Source organism: Secundilactobacillus folii (assembly GCF_009720675.1).
In the GTDB taxonomy this organism is placed as follows: domain Bacteria; phylum Bacillota; class Bacilli; order Lactobacillales; family Lactobacillaceae; genus Secundilactobacillus; species Secundilactobacillus folii.
This window is the reverse complement of sequence record NZ_WNJO01000005.1, coordinates 114912-136425: the sequence shown is the minus strand read 5'-3', so window position 1 is coordinate 136425 and position 21514 is coordinate 114912. Positions and strand designations below refer to the sequence as shown.

Below are 21514 nucleotides of genomic sequence, written 5' to 3'. Positions count from 1 at the left end.
TTGCAAAACCATTTCAAAGCGACTGCTTTTTTACTGGTATACAGTAAAATAATCTTGGACTTCTCTAGCTTAATTTTTTATTTCTAAACAGACGAAAACCAAATTCACTTTAAATTTCATCGTAACATTCTAGTGCAGCGACTTTTTCAAAAATTGGCATTAGATCGTTCACACTGATTTTCTTTAGCTCACGACCTTAGCTACGCTGAATTTCCTTTTCCAACTTTTGCAAAATCAGTTGCCAAAGTTCGCCTTGGGCAATTTGTGCTTTCTTATCAACAGAAATACCTTCAGACGCCATTTCCCCGATTAAGTACTTGGTAGCCGCAACAAAATCAAAAGTAAAATCAGTCTTTATTAAAGAAAGTATCCGAGAGCGATAAATACTTATCATTGCTATCTGTTCTTTTCCAAACAAATAAGCTTTGCTAAAAAATCTCGTCAGCATCGATTTCTTGCATCAGGTTGAAATCTTTGTCCGAAAAATTATAGAATACAATTTTATTTAATGCATTATTTTCGCCGGCGCCGAGATCCTTCTCAAAAATCGACTGCTTACCAGCTAATTTTCTCAATAGAGTATTAAGAATCACTTTTTTTATGGTCCTTAACCTGAATGTACGCATGATAATCATTGTCGGAAACAGTCTCAAAATCGTCATCTGCCTCTACAAAGATTTAAAACCCCAGCTTCTGATAATTCCGAATTGCAACCAACGATATAACCGCGACTTTGATAGGTGAATCCCTTCTGAGCAATTGAACCACCATTATCGTTTGCCATAAGAAATCCCCGAATACTCTCTCTAAAAAAATCCACCCAACACTCGTAGCAATATCTGGTCGCAATCCAATCAATGCTCATTATATGATATTTCAGAATGTAAAAGTAGTGCCTTTCAAATCGCATCATATTTACAAAATATCCCCGCCAACTCAGCCCTCATTCGGCCCAAACTTGGCGGGGATTTTGGCGGGGAACGTAACAAATCCCCCGCCAACCGTATCCTTTGTATCTCCCGAAAATGCCGTTAAATCAACATTCCGGGTTTAATTAACAGATACCTTTTACTCCCACTCAATAGTCGAAGGCGGCTTACTCGTAACATCATACACGATCCGATTAACATGATCGACTTCGTTTACGATACGCGTCGAAATCTTCGCAAGAACTTCATACGGAATGTGAGCAAAGTCTGCCGTCATCCCATCAATGGAAGTCACGGCGCGAATACCAACGGTGTAGTCATAAGTCCGGCCGTCACCCATCACGCCGACAGAACGGGTTCCTGGTAACACCGTGAAGTACTGCCAGATTTTACGATCTAGGCCAGCTTTTTTGATTTCATCACGTAAAATAAAATCACTGTCGCGCACAATTTGGAGCTTTTCTGGTGTGATCTCACCTAGCACCCGAATACCTAGGCCTGGGCCTGGGAACGGCTGACGCCAAACCAGGTCAGATGGCATGCCTAACTTTTCACCCAGTTCACGCGCCTCATCCTTAAATAAAGTTCGTAAAGGTTCAATCAGTTGAAAATGCATATCTTCTGGTAATCCACCCACGTTATGATGGGACTTGATCGTCTGCGCCGTATCGGTACCACTCTCAACAACGTCGGTGTACAGGGTACCCTGAGCCAAAAAGTCGATTCCCTCGAGTTTCTTGGCTTCGTCATTGAAAACGTTGATGAACTCCGCGCCGATGATCTTACGCTTCTTTTCAGGTTCACTGACGCCCTTCAGTTTTGATAAGAAACGGTCGGCCGCATTCACTTCGATAATGTTCAGACCAAACTTACCTTTGAGGCTAGCCATGACCTGTTCAGCTTCGCCCTTCCGTAGCAGACCGTGGTCAACAAAAATAGAAGTCAGTTGATTACCAATGGCTTTGTGTAGCAGCACCCCAACAACAGATGAATCAACGCCACCTGAAAGACCGAGCAGCACCTTTTTATCACCAACAGTTTCTTGAATATGCTTAATTTGCAGGTCAATAAAATCATCCATCGACCAGTTCGCTTCGGCATGGCAAACATCGAAGGCAAAGTGCTTTAAAATTTCGTTGCCGTAGTCCGTGTTCCGAACTTCAGCGTGAAATTGAATGCCGTAGAACCCTCTGCTTAAATCCTGCATCGCAGAAATTGGACATTCAGCACTCGTTGCAACCGCAGTGAAACCTTCAGGAACTTCGGTGACGAGGTCCCCATGGCTCATCCAAACGTTTTGCTTCTTTGGTGTACCGGCAAATAGCTTGGCACCATCACTGGTAACTGTGATTTCCGCCCGACCATACTGACCATTATCAGACTTCACTTGGCCACCGAGGTCATAAGCCATTAGTTGCATCCCGTAGCAAATGCCCAGGATCGGAATCCCCAGCTTAAAAATCTCCGGATCAACTTTCAGCGCATCTTTAGCATAAACGGAGTTCGGGCCACCCGAAAAGATGATTCCCTTTGGTGCTAGGGCTTTAACTTCCGCAGCTGAGATCGTATGAGCCATTAACTCTGAGTAGACCCCGAGATCACGAATTCGACGGGTAATCAGTTGATTGTACTGGGACCCAAAGTCCAGCACAATAATTTTATCAAAAGCAGATAAGTCCACTTTAGCCAATCGTTTCACACCTTCCTTGTCATAACGGGACAAATTTCAATACCTATACTATACAGACAGTTCCATTTCCGGTCAATATTAATGTGAAAAGTCTAATCGTTCGTGTTTTACGTCAAAATTCATCGGTGAAAACATGCGTCTCCACCAGAAAAATTTGAATTCAAAACTGTATTTTACCCTTTCAGCTTCAAATGTTTCTTGCCAACAAATCGTTCAAGACTTCCGCAACATCACCTGATCAACAATGTGCTGAGCCTCCTTATGTATGATCATATTAGCACGATTTCGAGTTGGCAAGATATAATCTTCCAAATTTGGCAGGTCAACGGTCAACCACGTATTTTTAGCCGCCTCGACCGCCTTTTCTTCCGGTATCTTGCTGTATGAGTGATAGTAATTTTCCGGGTCATCCGCCGCCAGCTTCAGCAAAGCCCTAAAGCGTTCCAAATACCACTCCTCAATCAATTTAGGCCGGGCGTCAACGTAAATCGAAAAGTCGGTAAAATCAGACACGTAAATTTGTTCTGTGTGCGGCAACTGCAGCGTGTTAATTCCTTCCACAATCAAGACGTCTGGCCGCTCGATCTCCTGAACTTCATTCGGCACGATGTCGTAGATCTTGTGAGAATAGACCGGCACCTCCATCAGCGGTTTGCCAGACTTCACGTCGTTCAAAAACTTGATCAGCGCCTTCATATCGTAGCTTTCAGGAAAGCCCTTCCGTGCCAGCAATCCCCGTTTCTTGAGCTCAGCCGTTGAATACAAGAACCCATCCGTCGTGATCAATTCAATTCGTTGGCCACCGAAAAAGTGATTCATCAACACTTTTAGCAGTCGTGCCGTGGTACTTTTACCAACCGCCACACTCCCCGCAATGCCAATGATAAACGGGACATGGCGCGATTCCTGCCGTAAAAAATTAGCCTTCGTATCCTGCCAGCCGTCAAAATTATGAATTAGCAGGCCCAGATAATGGATCAACGGAATGTAAATATCCTGCACGTCCTGCAGTGAAATGCGGTCATTAAAGGCCTTGATCTGCTTCAAACTAGCCTGTGTCAACGGTACCGAAGCACCCTGATAAAAGTTACGCCACTGGTCCTTCGTAAAAATGTCATAGTTCATAAAATCCATTTTGTTTCAGCCTCATTAATCCGTTAAAAGTAAATTATTCTTATTATACACGACCTATGTCTTAAGCGCTATCATAGTTGTGGCTTTAACTCTTTTCAGGGTTTATAAAGAGGACTAAATTAAAGGTGAAAGAAAGGAAGTCTTTTAGATGTCAAAAACGCAAGCGACTACCGTGATTTTAGGGGCTGGCCAAGGCTTTGGCTTCTCGATCGCTAAAAAATTTGGTCAGACTGGTGATCGGGTGATCTTAGCAGCTCGTCACCAAGCGAGCCTTCAAGCATTAACGCAACGGTTGACTGATCAGCAAATTAAAGCGAATTACGTCGTCGCTGATGCCACAAATAGCCAATCAACGGCTACCATGTTTAACCAGATAACACAAAAGTACGGCACACCCCACCGATTCGTCTACAACGTGGGCGACACCAGTGCCGACAATTGTTTTAATTTTAAACCCGACAAGGTCACACAGGTATTTCAAACTAACGTTCTTGGCGCCATGACGACTACCCGCCAATTTGCTGAACTTCCAACCGAGACCAAAACACCCCGTCAAATACTCATCACAGTGGGAGGAGCCGCCCTCAAACCCTCCCCGTTTGCTGTCAGCCTATCATTAACTAAGGCTGCCCTGCGTAACTTTGGTCTATCACTGGCCACCGCCTTAAAGCCGAAAAACATTGACGTGGCCATCGTCGAAGTTCAGGGTCTCTCGGGAATCAACGCTGAAATGGCTCCAGATCGAGTCGCCAATGTCTATTTGCAAGCCAGTCAAAACATGAGTCAGACCGAGTGGTTCTACCCCCAACAAGCCTCAGCGCAGCCCGATGAAGGCTCGCAGTTAAAAGCTCTGATGAAGGATCCCAGTCGGCTAAAGCATTTTTTGATCCTTCACCCGAATTTTAAAACGCTGATTGAGTCATACCGGAATAATCAACCATCATAAAAAACGAGGCTGTGATATCAGCCCCGTTTATTACAGTTTTATGGCGTTATCGGCCAAACTCAGCCACATAAAATCTAAGGCTGAATTTCCATTCAAACATCAGTCCAAACTTTTATCACTCTAACGCTGTGACAGTCCAAATAAAAATTACTCAGCTGTCTCCTGGCGACGTTGTTTAGCAAAATTGATCCAAACTAAAATCAAGATGATCACTGTCAGTAAGAGCAACAAATAAAAGTCATGCTGGCTGCCAATGGCGGATAATACCCGTTGTGACAGGTGTCGGCCGCTTTGCTGACTACTGGTTAAAATTGCCGCCATAATCGCAGTCCCGATGGAACCGGCAAATTGCTGACTGGTGCTAAAGGTTGCGTTAGCGTCTTGTTGGAGTTTAATGTCTACTTGCTGAATCCCGTTGGTCATGGTATTGCCAAAGCTAAATCCAAAACCGATTCCAAAGAATAAGTAAAACAAAACGATCAGTCCGCTGGTCAAGGACTGACCAAACGCACTAAATAGCCCGAGTGAAATAACTAGCAAAACACTACCAATCTTGATTGGAACACTTGCGCCATTCCGGTCTAACATCCGACCACTCAGCGGCTGAACGAAAGCGGACGCCAAGCTTCCCAGTAGGATCGTCGCCCCGGCAGTCAACGAATTGGCTCCAAAGACTAGCTGGGCGTAATTTGGCAACAGGAATGAGATTCCAATGTTCATTAATTGAATTAAGAAATAAACGGTCACACTCAACACAAAAGTTGGCGACTTGAAAACCATGAGATTGATCAAATCTCGCTGCGTGTGGCGAGAGTCGAAAACAAAGAGCATTAAAAAGACCAAACCACCTAACAAGCTGCCCCAAAATTTAATGCTTAGCCAACCAGCTGTACCTGCCGCTGTAAAGCCCTCTGTAATCAGGAAGAAAGCAATTCCCAAGAATAGCAATCCCAAGAAATTAAACTGCGGTCGTTCAGTCTTAAACCGCTGCGGAATCGTCAGACCACCCAGAATCGTCGCTAAAATGACGATGGGTAAAATAAACCAGAAAATTTCACGCCAAGTAAACATATAGGTGTTAAAGCCACCATAAGTTGGGCCTAGGGATGGTGCGATTCCGGTGATCATACCACCGATCCCCATAAAGACCCCTAGCCGAGCAGCTGGAATCTGCTGCAAAATAATCGCAAACAAAAGTGGAATAGCATATCCAGTTCCCACCGCCTGAATCAGCCGCCCAATCAATAAAACTTGAAAATTAGGCGCTAAGCCGCAAATCAAGTCACCAATGGTAAACATGAGTCCCGCAAGAACAAACAGCTGCGATAATTTTAACCGCCGTTGCATAAAAGCGGAAGTAATCATGGTTAGAGAAACTACTAACAGATACCCCGTGGATAACCATTGAACCGTTCCCATAGAGAGATCAAACTGTTTCATCAGCGTCGGAAACGTCACGTTCATGGAAGTTTCGGTCAAAATACCGCAGAAAGCTAGCAGTCCTGAGCCAATAATTGCCAAAATTGTTTTTCTTGGAATCCGTTGTGTCTCCAAAATTAAAGTTCCTCCCTAAAAAGCGACTAAGGTTTGATAGCATCGCTTGCCGTAGTCTTAGTAGCTTATTAATGTTTAAATCTACAAGTTATACTTCCAACCCTTTTGCCCAACTAATTGCGGTCTTTGCCTGTGCAACTTTATAATGCGCGATGGCAATTGCCGAGTGTTTTTCTCCAGCATTCATCAGTTCATTATGCGCAATATTTTGTGCATTGGCAGTTGCTTCCTCCAAAACGGATTCGTTAAAAGCGATAAACTGGTTAATCAGTTGTCTGCCCTCTTCTTTCGAAACGTGATGCAGATTATTTAACTTCAATAGATACTGCAGTTCTTCGTGTTTACCCACTTTAATTGGTGTCCGCATCAGTTGATCAAAGGTCGCGCGCCCCCGGTCGGTAATGGTTGCAATTTTTTGTGGTCGGTTATTCTGCGCCGTGGTTTTCGTCAGAATAATATCACCAGACTGAGCTAATTTTTCAAGTAGCGGGTGAATAATACCGTAGCTCACCTTCTCACGCTGGCCGACAATATTACTGAGTATTTCTCTCAGTCGATAACCGGACATTGCATCGTCGAGAAGCTGTCCCAGTACAAAAACAGTATACAAAGTTCCTCACTCCCTTTTTAAGCCTGGGTTGAAATAAACTGGTCAATTGCTGCAAAATATTGATCTGGCACTTCAGTCTCGATCAGTTCACCACAGCCAGGGAAAGTCTTAAGCCTTGAGCCCTTAATGGCTGCATGCAGCTTTTCTGAATTCTGCAGGTCGGTACATGCATTAGCTTCGCCACAAAGGATCAGGGTTGGTTGCTTAATTTCTTGAATTCGGTCGGTAAAATCGTGATTAGCAATCATATCGATCCGCTTAACGCCAATCTCAGCGTCGTTTGGTCCGGAAGCATTGTTCCCAGCGGCCATGTCGATCCAACTCTGAACAAAGTCGGGATTCTCATTAGTGAATTTCGGTGAGAAGAGGTACTGTGAATAAGCCGCCAACAGCGTTTCCCGGTCCCATTCAGCCGCCATCTTCCGCCGCAGCTTAAATTCACGGGTCATCCACGGATCAAACTTAATGAACGTAGAAGAAAGGGTTAACGATTTGACCTGATCCGGCCGATCAACAGCCATGTACTGCGCAATTGCGCCACCAGTGGAAGCCCCAACCACGTGAACGGGTCCCAGCTTTAGATCATCGAGCAAATCTTCCATATCAAGCGCTAACTGTTGAATCGTGTGCCCTTCAGTCGTGTGAGTAGAGTAGCCAGTGCCTCGGTGGTCGGGTGCAATCACATAATAGTCCTTTTCAAACCGTTTGATCTGTGCTGTCCAACTTTTGTTCGTTCCGCCCAATCCCGAGACTAATAGTACGGCAGGATTGTTGATATCACCAAAGGTTTCGTAAAATTGATCAATGCCCTGAGTTCTTAAAATTGTCATGGATAAGATCTCCTAACTTTATATATCTTTTTAATATATCAAACAGATACATAGTATACTCGCTTTTTTTTAAAATACAACCCGTTTATTAAAATTCTTAACGGCGTTCAAAATGCAAATACTTAGAGGTCAAAACAAATACACTGTAACAGCCCAGCTGATTGTTGACGGAAAAATTGTTTTATTGAATCCCCCTCCCCATCGAAAAACGACTGACGAAGAAATCCTGTTTGGATTTCTTCGTCAGTCGTTTTTCACAGCTATGCCAAATGACTTAAGTCACAGCTTCATTTTATACTGTTCATTTTTATTCCATGACATACTCATCCGTTGGCACCGTACCAAACAACGGCGACAGCTTATCCGTTGCTAAAATCGTCAACCGGTGCATAGCTCTTGAACAGATCGTATACAGTAACTGACGCTCATCATCATCGTGGTACTCCGCATCCGAGGCCTCCCACACGACCACGGCATCAAACTCCAAGCCCTTGGCCAGAAACGACGGCACGATGATTACGCCTGGTGCCAGCCGTTGGTTTTCAGACTGGATCAGCGTCGCCTTCACTCCGGCCTGCTTTAGTTTGCCGGCCAGCTTGCGGCAGTCGGCCAACGACTTACCAATGATGGCGGTGGTTTCTTTATCAGCCTCATTAGTATTGATTTGCTTGACCAGCCGTTGCAGGGTTGCCTCACGGGAGCGCCCCACACTGATATTTGGCAAATCGCCGTCTCGATCAAAGGCCATGACGGCTTCACCATTGACCAAAATGTGGCGGGTAAAGTCCGTGATCTGCTCCGTTGAACGGTAGGACTGGGTCAACTGGACGACCCGCGTCTTATCCGGATCAAACATGGTGCTCAGTTCATCCAGCAGCGTCTTACTGTTTTCCTTGGTAAAAATAGCTTGGTTCAAGTCACCCAGCAACGTGAAGCGTGCCCGCGGAAAACTGAATTTTAAATAAGCCAACTGAAACGGCGTGTAATCTTGGATCTCATCGATAAATACATACCGAATGTCGCGCTCACCCTTTTTACCGGTCATTTTGTCGTACAGGTATAGATAGGCGGACACGTTACTCAGTGTCATCCGGCCGTGCTTGATATCTGAAATGGCTCGCTCAACGCTGCTCTTCCAGTCCTCTTTTGAGATCCCGTAATCAGACAAGTCAATGATTGCAGGAATACTGCGCAACATGTGAACCATTTGCGAATTGATACTCAAAAACCGGTTTCGAACAACCGCTTGTCGAATTGGCGTAAAGGCCTTCATCACGATCTTACGCGCGTAGAATTGAAATTCCTTATCGCCGTCTTCAAATTCCTGCGGATCTTCACCCTTCATCTGGTTCATTTCTTCACGACTTAGATCCTGGACTGCTTCTTCAACCCACTTGGTGCGCATCTCGGAACTAATGCGCCGGTTCAGCATCTTGATCAGTTGCTCGCGGGTGCCGTCTAAGCGGTTGAATAACCGGTAGTTTTCATTAAAGCTATAGTAAATATCGTGAATCTTTTCCTTGGTAAAGAACGGTTTGCCACGGAAATTGATATTTCTAAAGATCATATCTTCTTTTTCCAGGTGATTCGCGTAGGCGGTCACCGCGTCGTAAAATGCCAGGCTGCCCTTTAAGGTATCGATGCGCTGTTCGGCTGGAGTGTATTGCTCACTAAACCGCTGAGCTAACGTTTCAATCTTCAGCTTTGGCAAACGACGGCCGGCGTACTGGTAATACGTCATCTGGATCATGTTTTGCTCACCCAGTTCAGGCAGCACTTGGTCAATGTAGTCGTTAAATAATTGGTTTGGCGAAAAGAGAATCACCTGACCTGAAGTCAATTTGCCCCGATAGCGGTACAATAGATATGCAACCCGTTGCAAAACGGCCGCCGTCTTACCAGAACCAGCCGCCCCCTGAACGAACAGCAGGTCGGACTTGGTGTCTCGGATGATCTGGTTTTGTTCTTTTTGAATGGTCGTTACGATACTCTTCATCTTGGTATCGGACTGTTCGCTCAAAGCATCCAGCAACATCTGATCACCAACCGCTTCTTCGGTATCGAAGACCGTTTTGATAACCCCATTTTCGATCTGGAACTGGCGCTTCAGCTTGACGTTGACCGTCTGCTCACCATCCGGTGTCTGATACGACACATCACCTAATTTACCGTCATAGTAAACACTAGAAATCGGTGCCCGCCAGTCATATACTAGGAAACGATCCGGTTCATCAGAAAACGAGGCCAGCCCAATATAGATCTTTTCCGTCTTGGGTTCGCCCTGTTCGTGAAAATCGATGCGTGCGAAGTACGGCGTCTGCTCCATCTTCTTGAGCGTTTGCAGTTCATCAGTAGCGTGTTGCCAGCTGTTCTGCCGTTCACCCAAAAGTTGTTGCTGCTGGCGAACGGACAGCGCGGTTTCCATCATGCCCTCATAGGAATCCGTCTTTAGCCGGAGGTCATTTTCAAAGTTTTTGCGAATCCCGGATTCATCAGAGGTTGCTTGATCGATCCGTTCTTGGGACTTCTGCTCCGCAACTTTGATTTTATCAATGACCGCGTCCAAATGTTTTTGTTCTTGCTGCTTAATCGTTTCTGCCATAGCGCCCTCCAATCGTAAATTCGATATTCAAGTATACCACTAATCTTTAGTGATAAGAAAGCACTTGCACCACAATTACTAAAAAAGCCCGAGGTATTGTTATGGATCAAATTTCCCTACTGATTATTTTACTTGCAGCCCTAGTGATTCCACTGTTTATGGCCCGCATTAAGCTCACGTTACTGCCCACCGCCGTCATTGAAATTATCGTCGGTGTGATCTTGGGACCCAGTTTGTTCGATATTATTCACACTAATGCCACGCTGTCGCTGCTCAAAAACGTCGGCGTGATCGTGCTGTTGTTTCTGAGTGGTCTGGAAATCGACTTCAGCCTCTTTAGTCCGAAGAACACGGAACTCACACCGCTGGAGCAAAAGCAAGCCAGTAACGCACCGAAGTACTCGCCAGTCATGCTGGCCTTTATGAGCTACGCCTCGATCGTTGTTTTGTCGTTTGGACTGGCGTTAGCTTTAAAATCCAGTGGCTTGTTCACCGATATCTGGCTTTCAACGATCCTCTTCATGACCATTTCACTGGGGATCGTGATCGCGGGCCTCAAAGAAAAAGAACTGCTTAGTAAACCCTTTGGTCAAACGATTCTATTGATTGCCGCCCTTGGTGAAGTGGTACCAATGATTGGCTTGACTTTCTACGCTTCCGCTTATAGTCCCACGTCAAAGTCGTTGTGGCTATTGTTGCTGATTTTGCTGGCAGCAGCGCTATTAGTTTGGCGTTTCAAAGCCTTCTTCCGTTTCTTTGATCAGATCAACAAATCCACTACGCAACTGGACGTTCGGTTGTCCTTCTTCGTCATCGTGGCGCTGGTCACAATTGCTGAATCAGTCGGTGCGGAAGGTATCCTGGGGGCCTTTATGGCCGGAATCGTGATCAAGTTACTGGAACCGCACGAAGAAACGAAAGTACGGCTTGATTCCATTGGCTACGGCTTCTTCATTCCGATTTTCTTCATTATGAGTGGTGTGGGCTTGAACCTGCGGACCCTGCTGGCTGACCCGCATACTTTGATTTTAATTCCGGTCTTCTTGATTGCTTACCTACTGGCTAAGGCCGCCGTCTTCTTCGTCTTAAAACTGCGCTTTAACACCAGTAATGCATTTGCTGGGGCAGCCATGTCCACCACGACACTGACCGTTGTTTTGGCCGTTTTGCAAGTTGCTGAGCACCTGCACAAGATCACCGCTCAGCAGTCCGGTGCTTTCCTGCTAGCCGCCATTTTGACCTGCATCATTGGCCCACTAGTCTTTAACCGCCGTTACCGGGTCGAAGAAGCCGATGCCAAGCCGACTAACGTGCATTTTATCGGCACCAATCTATTGACGGTGCCGGTCGCCCAGCAATTAACTAAGGCTGGTTACGACATTCATATGTATACCGACCGCGAAACCAACTACCGCGCTTTCAACAGTGAGATCGACGTGCACCTATTGGAAAACCTAGTCCCGGATGACTTGGTGGCCCAGGAAGTCTTTGACACCGACATTATTGTGCTTGGTCAAAGCAACTCCAAGGAAAACTACCGGCTTGCTAAGGCTGCCAAGCAGTATGGGGTGCCGCGGGTGATTGCGCGCTTTGAAGACCCAAACATTTTGGATGAACGTAAAGATACGTTGCTCAAGATGGGCGTTGAAGCGTTCAGCACGCCAGACGTCCAGATCAGCATGCTGCGTAGTCTGATTGAGACGCCATCGACCATCGAACTGCTGACGTCCACCGAATCGGCCGTCTTCGAAGTTCAGCTGCGTAACCGCAAGTACGTGGACATTCAAATTCGCAACCTGCCGTTCATTGACGACATCACTATTGCGCAGATCTACCGTGAAAAGCGGTTCATTCGTCCAAAGGGTGATACGCCGCTAAAGCTTAACGACCGCATTTTGTTTACGGGTAGTAAGCAGGAATCAGCCCGTATCCGCGGTGAGCTTGGAAAACTGAATTAAACCATGAGGAGGATTCTTTTGGCAAATTTTGATCTCTATTTTGTCCGCCATGGGCAAACCGTACTTAATAAATACCATCGTGTTCAAGGCATCATTGACTCTCCATTGACTGCTAAAGGCGTTAAAGACGCCAAGGAGGCCGGCGCACGACTGGCTGCGATCCCGTTCACCAAAGCCTATGCCAGTAACACGCAAAGGGCTCAGGATACCGCAAAATACATTTTGGCAGCCAACAGCGGCATCGCCAAATCGGCGACCATTTCGCCTGCATTTCACGAAGAAAACTTTGGCTACCTTGAGGGCAATGACGACGTTCAAGCCTGGCACATGATTGGCAGCCCAGACGGTTACGATTCCTTCAACGCCATGATCAACGCCTATACCATTGAGGGCTTGAAGGACCGGATCGCAGCGTTTGACCCCTTTGGTGACGCCGAAGATAACGCGACTTTTTGGGCTCGCGTTCAAACGGGATTTGACGAGCTCAAACGGGTCTGCCGTGACGGCGACAAAGTGTTGATAGCCAGTCACGGCACCACGATTCGCAGCATTGTTTCGCGCTTTGCACCAGACATTGACATCGCTAAAACTGCTTTGAACGGTGCCGTCACCAAACTGCACGTCGCCGATGACAAAATCTCCGTGGTGTACTACAACCGGCTGGAAGGGCCGTTTGCGTAAGTTAATTTAAATGGATCTAAACCGTAACGTTTCGCCATTTAGGTGGAACGTTTTTTGTTCGATTCTTTATATGAAGCCAAAGGTCATATGATTAAAAACTAGGCACCGACCTTGGCGAAGCCGCTTTGCTTCCCTACCCCAGTTGATTGTGCTACATTATCAGACAGTTTAAAACGCTTTTAAGGGGGTGGCTCTTGTGGAAGCAAAGTCTCAATCAGATCACGGTTCATTGCTAGAGATGTTTCACTTTGTTTTCAGTAAAGTGCTTAAGAAACGCTGGCTACTAGTGCTCAACATTATTTCACTGACCGTCATCACACTACTGCAATTCGTGATGCCACAAATTGAACAGTTCATCATCGACAAGGTCATTCCACAAAAAAATTACGAGTGGCTAGCTGGGGCAATTACCCTGCTGCTAGCGACCGCCATAGTCCTTGGCCTATTCAACTATATCTCCACGTATTACATGACCGTGATGAGCCAAAATGCCATCACTGATCTGCGCAACCAGCTCTACACCTATCTCATTCGACTAGACACTAGTTTCTTCGAATCCAGCAAAACCGGCGACTTGATGACCCGGTTGACCAGCGATATCAATAACTTGCAAAGCCTGATCTCCGCTAACATGTTAAGCATGATTGGTAACCTGTTCACGTTCGTCGGCGTTTTGGCACTGATTATTTACATCAATTGGCAAATGGCGCTAGCTGTCAGCCTCACTTTCCCACTGATGTTCATCGTTTACCGGGTCTTTCGCGTCCGCATCCGCACCGCCTTCCTGAACGCCCGTCGCTCACAGGCTCGCATGTCAAATCAGATGCAGCAGACCCTGACTCAGATCGATTTGATCAAGAGCTTTAACAGCGAAGATACCGAAGCTGAACGCTTTGACCACTATGCCGACACCAACCGCAAGGATCTGATTTCAGCCGGTCGCAATCAGGCGATCTTTTCGCCGCTGATCGATGGTATCAACACCCTTGGTATCGCCATTGTGCTGGCACTGGGAGCCTTTTTCATCATGAAGGGCAGCTTGACGGTGGGGAAACTGGTCGCCTACCTGAGCTACGTGGCAATGGTCCAGTCGCCGATCCAATCCTTCACAAGGCTGCTTAATCAGCTTCAGCAGTCACTGGTTTCCTACGGCCGCATCCAATCGATCATGGCCGAAAAGCCGAGGGTGTTAAATGCAGTGGATGCCAAACCATTTCCCAAGCTCCAACATGGCATCACACTGGATAAAGTCAACTTCACTTACGAAGTCTCTAAACAGCCAAGTCAACACGATGCCACTTTGAAAGACGTTAGCTTTACGATTCCATACGGCAAAACAACGGCACTAGTGGGGCGTTCCGGCTCGGGGAAGACGACCATCACGAGGCTGATCGACCGCTTTTATGATTTGGACAGTGGCAGCATCACCTTTGATGAGTTGCCAATCAAAACCATCGACATTTCATCACTCCGTCAAAACATTGCCATTGTGTCTCAAGACATCTTCATCTTGGATGGCAGTATCCGGGAAAACATTCTGTACGGTAAGCCGGGTGCCTCCGACACAGAAGTCTGGCAGGTGGCTCAACTGGCTGATTTAGATGCCTTTATTCGGGAACTGCCTAAACAGCTAGACACCCAAGTTGGCGAACGGGGGGTCAAACTCTCCGGTGGGCAAAAGCAACGCTTGTCGATTGCCAGAGCATTGTTGAAGGATGCGCCGGTCATTATCCTGGACGAGGCCACCGCAAGTTTAGACAACGAATCGGAAAAGGCCATCCAACATGCGCTAAACAACCTGTTGCAAGCGCGGACCTCACTTGTCATCGCCCACCGACTATCGACGATCCATGATGCGGATCAAATAATTGTGCTCGAAAACGGTCGGGTCGTTGAGACTGGCACGCACGAAAGTCTGCTGAGGGCTGGCGGTGCCTACCAGAAATTATATGATGCCCAGTTTGAGTGATCCGTTTAACAAGCCTGTGGGGTTTTGACGTTTTCTCCAGATTATTGGAAATTATCTAATCAAAAGCGGGTGAAAACTCGTTTGCTGCGCACTTATCCCACCAAAAAGGTGGCCTCCCTGAAACTTGGGAAGCCACCCTTTTAATTCCAGCAACAATTAAACTTTAAAGCTAATTGCTACCATCACTATTTTTAATGTTTTAAACCGTAACTCAATGCTTTGTAAAGAAACTAGTCAACTTTCAACTAATTTCGTCTCTTGTTACAACCAGGCTGTATTTCAAATTCTACAAGACTTCCAGTCCCATCTTCTTCGCCCGTTCCTGGTACATCGGAATCTCATCTTGCGCTGCCTGAACGAAATGATGCGGCGCAATCTCGACTAGTTCACGGTCCTTTGAGCCATCCTCATACTTCGGATCATATTCGATCTGAGTCCGAGTCCGCTCATACTCCGGATCGGGAACCGGAACGGCCGACAGTAAACTACGGGTATAGTCGTGCAAGGGGTGATTATAAACTTCATCAGAAGAGCCCACCTCAAGCATCCGCCCATAGTGCAACACACCGATCCGGTCAGAAATATACTTAACCATCGAAAGGTCATGCGCAATGAACAGGTAAGTTAAATTGCGCTCGCGCTGCAGCTGCTTCATTAAATTAACAACTTGTGCTTGAATCGAGACGTCCAAAGCAGAAATCGGTTCGTCAGCAATAATAAATTTTGGCTGAACGGCCAGTGCCCGGGCGATACCAATTCGTTGTCGTTGCCCACCCGAAAATTCATGTGGATACCGGCTAGCATGATCCCGATTTAACCCAACCGTGGCCAGTAAATCAGCAACCTGCTTACTGCGGTCTTCATCATTTTTAGCAAGGTGGTTGATATCGATACCCTCGGCAACGATATCCTTAACCTTCATCCGGGGGTTCAACGACGCGTAGGGATCTTGGAAAATCATCTGCATGTCGCGACGAAATTGTTTCATCTTTGGCCCACGCTTCATACCAATCACTTCTTGCCCATCAAATTTAATGGACCCGCTAGTCGGCGTGTACAAGTGAATGATGGCACGGCCGACCGTGGTCTTACCAGAACCGGATTCACCAACCAGACCAAACGTTTCACCCTCATAAATGTCGAAGGAAATGTCGTCAACGGCACGAACTTCATCCTTTTTGCCGACGTTGAAGTACTGCTTTAAATGACTGACTTCAAGCACTTTTTTAGCGTTTTTAGTCTCCATTACTGCTGTTCCTCCTCTTCCTCGACTTTATGGTGCCGCTCCTCTTCGGTCAGCTGTTGTTGCATCTTAGCAAACTTCGCTTGGCGAGCGATGATTTGTTCCGGCGGCGTCACTTTTGGCGCGTCTGGATGCAGGAGCCAGGTTGCAGCGTAGTGCGTATCAGACACCTTAAAAAAGGGTGGTTCTCGTTGCGTATCGATCTTTAAGGCATAGCTGTTTCGTGGGGCAAATGCATCACCCTTGGGCGGATCCAATAAGTCTGGTGGCGTCCCGGGAATCGACGGTAATTCATCACCATTGGTCTCGAGGGTCGGCATCGAACTCAGCAGTCCCCAAGTATAGGGGTGCTTGGGATTGTAAAAAATCTCGTCAACGGTTCCATATTCGACGATTTTACCAGCGTACATCACAGCAACTCGGTCAGCCATTCCAGCAACCACACCCAAATCATGAGTGATGAAAATGATGGAAGTGGAGATTTTATTTTGAAGTTCACGCATCAAGTCCAAAATTTGGGCTTGGATCGTAACGTCCAAAGCGGTGGTTGGTTCATCAGCAATCAAAATTTCAGGATAGTTGATCAACGCAATCGCAATCACGATCCGTTGCCGCATCCCACCAGAAAACTGGTGCGGATAATCGTTAATTCGGTTTTCAGCGTCAGTAATCCCAACCAGCTTCATCATTTCCAAGGCTTGCGCCATAGCTTTATCTTTCTTGACACCCTTGTGGACCATTAACGGTTCGGCAATCTGCCGGCCAATTCGCATGGTCGGATCCAGTGAGGTCATCGGATCTTGGAAGATTTGGGCAATTTCAGCACCGCGGAGTTGTTCCAGTTCGCGTTGTGACATCTTCAATACATCCTTACCGTGAAATTGAATGTCACCGCCTGCAACCACCGCATTATTAGCCAGTAGACCCATGATCGAACGGGTAGTTACCGTTTTACCCGATCCGGATTCACCAACGATTGCCAACGTTTCGCCCTTCTTTAAGTCGAAACTGACATCGCGAATGGCTTTAACGGTTCCCGCGTAGGTATTGAAATTAATTTTAAGGTGATTGACCTGTAAAATACTTTCGTTACTTTCCATTTTGTCGTCTCACCTACTCTTTCGTTTGCGGATCAAAGGCATCCCGCAGACCATCGGCAAAAATGTTAAAGGCAATCATGATAACCGACAGCACGATTGCTGGATACCACATCTGATATGGCAAGAATTGGAAGTTCTTTTGCCCATCATTCAGCAAAGTACCAAGCGATGCCTTTGGCGAACTGATCCCGATCCCAACAAAGGATAGGAACGCTTCGAAGAAGATCGCACTGGGAATCGTGAACATTGTTTGAATGATAATGATACTCGATAGATTTGGCAGTAAGTGCTTGAAAGCAATCTTGATGGAACTTTCACCAAGCGTTTTAGCTGCCAGCACATACTCCTGCTCTTTTAACTCCAAGGTCTGCGCTCGTATCAGCCGGGCCATGGTGGTCCAACTAGAAAACGCAATGGCAATTGTGATCGACATCATCCCGGGTTTCAAAACCAAGATCAGTAACACAACCACAACCAACGTTGGAATTGACATGATGATTTCAATTATCCGTTGCATGAAGTTATCGATCCAGCCGCCCTTCCAACCGGAAAAGAGGCCAAACGTGACACCAAACAGCAGATCCACCGCCGTTGCCACAACGGCAACCGTTAATGAAATCCGCGTCCCGTAAAGGATCCGGGAAAATAAGTCACGGCCGAGATAATCAGTCCCTAACCAGTAGTGCACATTGGCACCCGCACCAGCTGCGTGGTACGCGTTGATTCGACTGCCGGCCTGAACCAGTGTTCCGTTTAAACCATTGATACCAACTCCCGGCCATTTAGGCGGTAAGTTAGCGTATTGCGGATTAACTGCATTTGGATTATGCGGTGAAAAGAACACCGAACCAAAAGCCATAATGAAAAAGATAATCAAAATGACCATGGCAATAATGGCGCTCTTGTTCTTCCTTAGACGGCGCCAAGCATCCTGTAAGAACGTGAGGTTTGGTGCCGCAATTTTTTCGCTGTCAAGATGTTTCGATTTATCAAGCGGTTCAAAACTATCTGCAGGCAGCTTTACTTCATCAGCCATTTATTTGCCCTCCCACTTTAGTTACTTTCGCCTGTAATTCTGATTCGAGGATCAATGATGCCGTAGAGAATATCAGTGATCAACAGTACAACCATCAGCATGACACTATAAACAATGGTAACCGCCATAATTGTTGGATAATCATTGGTCAAAATTGATTTGACAAATTGATCCCCGATCCCAGGAACCGAGAAGATGTTTTCAATGACCATTGAACCAGTCATAATGTTGACGGCCAACGGTCCAACAATGGTCACAACCGGAATCAAACTGTTTCGAAGCGCATGGTGATAGATCACGCCCCACTTACTCAGGCCCTTTGCCCGGGCAAGTTCAATGTAATCAGAATTTAACACATCAACCATTTCGGTTCGAATAAACCGCGCCGTATCGGCGAACGGCGACGCAGCTAACGCAATTGTTGGCAGAATCGTATAGGAGAAACCTCCCCAGTCAGCAATTGGCAACCAGCCGAGTTTTAAGCCGATGTAGTATTGCAGCAGGACAGCCAGAACGAAACTTGGAATCGAGATCCCAAGAATCGAAACGATGGTGGTGGTGGCGTCGACCCAAGTATTCTTCCTGATTGCACCTAAGGCACCAACCACGATTCCTGGAATGACACCCAGAATCATTGCTTGGACCCCTAACTGTAATGACGGCCCAATTCGACTTGAAATCAAGTAAGAAACTGGCTGATCACTAAACTGGAAAGACGTCCCGAAGTTAAAGTGGAACACACCTGACACGTAAATTAGGTACTGTTGCCAGACTGGTTTGGTCAACCCGTACTGCTTCAAAATCAAGTGTTGTTGTGACGGCGACAATTTTTGCTGGTTTTGCAGCGGCGTCCCAGGCAGCAGCTTCATCATGAAGAACGTAACGGTAATGACGATAAACAGCGTCAACAGCAGGTAGAAGATCCGCTTGATTAAATATTTCGCCATGAAGATACCTCTCATTCTTGATACTTATATCATATCATTGCACTTTTTAGTACATATGTAAAAGTAAGAGAAAGGAACCTAGCAGCTCCGGTCTCTTACTTCCACTACTTATTACCTATAATCACAATCATCTCTGTAATTGTGATGATTCCCATTTATTTACCGATAACTAACTATTTGCTATTCGAAATGTAAGCGTGACTGAAGTCCCATTCAGCACCAGTTGGGAAGTATTGAACGCCACGAACCTTCGACTTCAACATCTGTGCTTGAGTCTGTTGATACAGAGGAACGATCCCTTGTTGTTGCATCAACGTTTTTTCTGCGTTAACCAAATCGTTCCAACGTGCGTTTGCATTGTTGGCATCCTTACCTTCAGCGTTCTTAACGTCGTTATCATAGGTGCTGTTCTTCCATTGACCACGGTTATAAGCGTTGGTTGAAGTGAACAGTGAACTAAAGGAAATGGCATCAGGAAAGTCAGCGATCCAGCCGCCGATAACCATGTCAAATTGACCCTTTGTTGAACGCGACAAACGGACGTTGAATGGTACGGTGTCAACGTTGACCTTCAGACCCGGCAACTTCGTCAATTGACTCTGGATGAATTCAGCCGTCTTCTTGCCAGCAGGGGTATCATCAGCTAACAGTTCCAAGCTGGTACTTGACTTACCGGCCTTCTTCAAGCCTTGACGCCAAAGTGCCTTGGCCTGAGTCAAATTATACTCCGTCCCAGACTTCACGTTTGACGCATCAGCAAAGTCGGTGCCACCCTTCTTAGCTAAGTTGGTCGGAACCAATCCTTTAGGTGCCTGCGAGCCGTCAGCCAAGATATCCTTAGTCAATTGACCCTTGTTGATCGCCATCGAAACAGCTTTTCGGGCGTCCAGATTATTTCTGAAGTAGCCGCCTTTCCGTTGATTCATTTCGAGGTAGAAAGTCGAAGCAGAATTCCGCAAATGCATTTGTTTAGAATTCTTAAACTGCTTGTACTGTGTCCCATCAGTGATCAACTCATCAACTTTACCACTTTGATACTGACTGAGCCAAGTCCCTTGATCCTTAATAACTTGGAACTTAACTGCTTTCAGTTTGGTAGCTTTAGCGTTCCAGTACTTCGTATTCTTGGCTAAGGTCCAAGTGTTGTTGGTACCAGTCCAGCCGGTCAGCTTAAATGGACCGTTGTAAACTGCGTTCTTCGAGTTCGCGGCAAACTTAGAACCGTACTTAGTCACAACTTTTTGATCCTGCGGGAAGAATGCCGGAGCACCAACAATGTACTTAAAGTATGACTGTGGTCTTGACAAGGTAACAACTACTTTATAGTTGCCATCCGCCTTGATACCCAACTTAGACGGAGCCATCTTACCCTTGTTGACCGCGTTAAAGTTCTTGACGTGGTCGTACAGGTAAGCATACTGGGAAGCCGTACTTGGTTTAACGGTGCGTTGCCAGCCGTAAACGAAGTCTTTGGCGGTGACGGGATCACCGTTGCTCCATTTCGAATGACGCAGGTTAAACGTCCAGGTCTTACCATCTTTAGAGACTTTGTAAGACTTGGCAACCCCGGGACGAAGCTTAGATCCTTGACCAATTCGCAATAGGCCTTCATCAACGTTATTCAAAGCGCCCCCACTGACGATGTCAGTCGATTTTGAAGGATCCATTGTTGGTATATTGGCCGTTTCAACCCAGTTAAGGGTTTGGTTGCTGGCTAAACTTTTGCTGCTTTTACTAGAACCGCAAGCAGCTAACAACAATAACGAAGCGCCAGAGACAGCGCCTAAAGCTAATGCCTTGTTAAATCTCATTCCCAACTCACTCCCAAAATGATAGATTACTCCGCATGGAAATCATGAAACTATGTAATACGAAGAATGATTTTATTGTATATTAGAAAACAATTAAAATCAATCTTGTTTTATCATTTTTAACGTGATATACCCCGTAAAACCTGATTATATAGTTTTTATGATTTGAATATTTTTTCGTAGTTCCGGATAACTTTACGAAAATCTACCAATATTAGAATCAGACTGCAATTATACGTGAGAATTTATGCGCTGGCGTTTGAATGAAAGAACTCTCATTATTTTAGCCTGTATTGATTTAAAAATCAATTGTGCACAAGAAACATTTGGGTTGATATACAGATTTAGACATATGAACCATATTTATGCAGTAAAATATTTACGAACTACCCAGCACGCCAACCCTCTTCTGAAAGCTACAAAACCCGGTTCAAAATCTGAGCGGCAACATTAGACTCATTAATAATCACTGGG

The 21514-nt window shown here is 46.0% G+C and carries 17 protein-coding genes; 4 read left to right on the top strand and 13 right to left on the bottom strand.

The features are described from left to right. Nucleotides 1–196: 196 nt before the first annotated feature. The 4 genes from GM612_RS05640 to coaA all read right to left on the bottom strand — a co-directional run bounded on the left by GM612_RS05640 (nt 197) and on the right by coaA (nt 3753). A complete protein-coding gene (locus GM612_RS05640) occupies nt 197–448 on the bottom strand; it encodes a hypothetical protein (RefSeq protein WP_155431408.1) in 252 nt (83 codons plus the stop codon). Continuing rightward, on the bottom strand, nt 429–593 hold the full coding sequence (locus tag GM612_RS05635; protein WP_155431407.1) for a hypothetical protein: 165 nt from the start codon (nt 591–593) through the stop codon (nt 429–431). Before GM612_RS05635 ends, GM612_RS05640 begins: the two co-directional genes overlap by 20 nt. Before the next feature lie 475 nt (nt 594–1068). After that, nucleotides 1069–2619: a glutamine-hydrolyzing GMP synthase gene (gene guaA, locus GM612_RS05630; RefSeq protein ID WP_155431406.1), complete on the bottom strand. Its 1551-nt coding sequence runs from the start codon at nt 2617–2619 to the stop codon at nt 1069–1071. Between the two features lie 213 nt (nt 2620–2832). Continuing rightward, nucleotides 2833–3753 carry a type I pantothenate kinase gene (gene coaA / locus GM612_RS05625; protein WP_155431405.1) on the bottom strand — a complete coding sequence of 307 codons (921 nt, stop codon included), beginning with the start codon at nt 3751–3753 and terminating at the stop codon, nt 2833–2835. A 148-nt stretch (nt 3754–3901) separates the two neighbouring features. Here coaA and GM612_RS05620 point away from each other — a divergent pair, with 148 nt between their 5' ends. Then, entirely contained in the window at nt 3902–4699 is a 798-nt protein-coding gene (locus tag GM612_RS05620) for an SDR family NAD(P)-dependent oxidoreductase (RefSeq protein ID WP_155431404.1), read from the top strand. A 147-nt stretch (nt 4700–4846) separates the two neighbouring features. On the opposite strand, the gene GM612_RS05615 is transcribed toward GM612_RS05620, so the two are convergent. The 4 genes from GM612_RS05615 to helD all read right to left on the bottom strand — a co-directional run bounded on the left by GM612_RS05615 (nt 4847) and on the right by helD (nt 10295). After that, a complete protein-coding gene (locus tag GM612_RS05615; protein ID WP_155431403.1) occupies nt 4847–6253 on the bottom strand; it encodes a DHA2 family efflux MFS transporter permease subunit in 1407 nt (468 codons plus the stop codon). Between the two features lie 88 nt (nt 6254–6341). Next, entirely contained in the window at nt 6342–6863 is a 522-nt protein-coding gene (locus GM612_RS05610) for a PadR family transcriptional regulator (RefSeq protein ID WP_155431402.1), read from the bottom strand. Nucleotides 6864–6880: 17 nt separating this feature from the next. Continuing rightward, nucleotides 6881–7693, bottom strand: coding sequence for an alpha/beta fold hydrolase (locus GM612_RS05605; protein WP_155431401.1), 813 nt, complete (start codon nt 7691–7693; stop codon nt 6881–6883). Nucleotides 7694–8000: 307 nt separating this feature from the next. Further along, on the bottom strand, nt 8001–10295 hold the full coding sequence (gene helD, locus GM612_RS05600) for an RNA polymerase recycling motor HelD (RefSeq protein ID WP_155431400.1): 2295 nt from the start codon (nt 10293–10295) through the stop codon (nt 8001–8003). A gap of 101 nt (nt 10296–10396) precedes the next feature. Here helD and GM612_RS05595 point away from each other — a divergent pair, with 101 nt between their 5' ends. The 3 genes from GM612_RS05595 (at nt 10397) to GM612_RS05585 (ending at nt 14903) form a co-directional block, all read left to right on the top strand. Further along, nucleotides 10397–12253 (top strand): cation:proton antiporter family protein, encoded by a 1857-nt coding sequence (locus GM612_RS05595; RefSeq protein ID WP_155431399.1) that lies wholly within the window; start codon nt 10397–10399, stop codon nt 12251–12253. Between the two features lie 18 nt (nt 12254–12271). After that, nucleotides 12272–12934: a histidine phosphatase family protein gene (locus GM612_RS05590; protein ID WP_246147586.1), complete on the top strand. Its 663-nt coding sequence runs from the start codon at nt 12272–12274 to the stop codon at nt 12932–12934. Between the two features lie 238 nt (nt 12935–13172). Continuing rightward, a complete protein-coding gene (locus tag GM612_RS05585; protein WP_155431467.1) occupies nt 13173–14903 on the top strand; it encodes an ABC transporter ATP-binding protein in 1731 nt (576 codons plus the stop codon). A 286-nt stretch (nt 14904–15189) separates the two neighbouring features. On the opposite strand, the gene GM612_RS05580 is transcribed toward GM612_RS05585, so the two are convergent. The 5 genes from GM612_RS05580 to GM612_RS05560 form a co-directional block, all read right to left on the bottom strand. Then, nucleotides 15190–16149 (bottom strand): ABC transporter ATP-binding protein, encoded by a 960-nt coding sequence (locus GM612_RS05580; RefSeq protein WP_155431397.1) that lies wholly within the window; start codon nt 16147–16149, stop codon nt 15190–15192. Next, a complete protein-coding gene (locus tag GM612_RS05575) occupies nt 16149–17246 on the bottom strand; it encodes an ABC transporter ATP-binding protein (protein WP_155431396.1) in 1098 nt (365 codons plus the stop codon). The genes GM612_RS05580 and GM612_RS05575 overlap by 1 nt, the downstream gene beginning before the upstream one ends. Nucleotides 17247–17259: 13 nt before the next feature. Next, a complete protein-coding gene (locus GM612_RS05570; RefSeq protein WP_155431395.1) occupies nt 17260–18282 on the bottom strand; it encodes an ABC transporter permease in 1023 nt (340 codons plus the stop codon). Nucleotides 18283–18299: 17 nt separating this feature from the next. Next, nucleotides 18300–19229: an oligopeptide ABC transporter permease gene (opp3b, locus tag GM612_RS05565; RefSeq protein ID WP_155431394.1), complete on the bottom strand. Its 930-nt coding sequence runs from the start codon at nt 19227–19229 to the stop codon at nt 18300–18302. 173 nt (nt 19230–19402) lie between these two features. Then, entirely contained in the window at nt 19403–21040 is a 1638-nt protein-coding gene (locus tag GM612_RS05560; RefSeq protein WP_155431393.1) for a peptide ABC transporter substrate-binding protein, read from the bottom strand. Nucleotides 21041–21514: the final 474 nt, after the last annotated feature.

Coding starts and splice junctions, on each gene's coding strand:
- GM612_RS05640 (WP_155431408.1), bottom strand. CDS start 448: ATGCTGACGAGATTTTTTAGCAAAGCTTATTTGTTTGGAAAAGAACAG.
- coaA (WP_155431405.1), bottom strand. CDS start 3,753: ATGGATTTTATGAACTATGACATTTTTACGAAGGACCAGTGGCGTAAC.
- GM612_RS05620 (WP_155431404.1), top strand. CDS start 3,902: ATGTCAAAAACGCAAGCGACTACCGTGATTTTAGGGGCTGGCCAAGGC.
- GM612_RS05605 (WP_155431401.1), bottom strand. CDS start 7,693: ATGACAATTTTAAGAACTCAGGGCATTGATCAATTTTACGAAACCTTT.
- helD (WP_155431400.1), bottom strand. CDS start 10,295: ATGGCAGAAACGATTAAGCAGCAAGAACAAAAACATTTGGACGCGGTC.
- GM612_RS05595 (WP_155431399.1), top strand. CDS start 10,397: ATGGATCAAATTTCCCTACTGATTATTTTACTTGCAGCCCTAGTGATT.
- GM612_RS05585 (WP_155431467.1), top strand. CDS start 13,173: ATGTTTCACTTTGTTTTCAGTAAAGTGCTTAAGAAACGCTGGCTACTA.
- GM612_RS05580 (WP_155431397.1), bottom strand. CDS start 16,149: ATGGAGACTAAAAACGCTAAAAAAGTGCTTGAAGTCAGTCATTTAAAG.
- GM612_RS05575 (WP_155431396.1), bottom strand. CDS start 17,246: ATGGAAAGTAACGAAAGTATTTTACAGGTCAATCACCTTAAAATTAAT.
- GM612_RS05570 (WP_155431395.1), bottom strand. CDS start 18,282: ATGGCTGATGAAGTAAAGCTGCCTGCAGATAGTTTTGAACCGCTTGAT.
- opp3b (WP_155431394.1), bottom strand. CDS start 19,229: ATGGCGAAATATTTAATCAAGCGGATCTTCTACCTGCTGTTGACGCTG.
- GM612_RS05560 (WP_155431393.1), bottom strand. CDS start 21,040: ATGAGATTTAACAAGGCATTAGCTTTAGGCGCTGTCTCTGGCGCTTCG.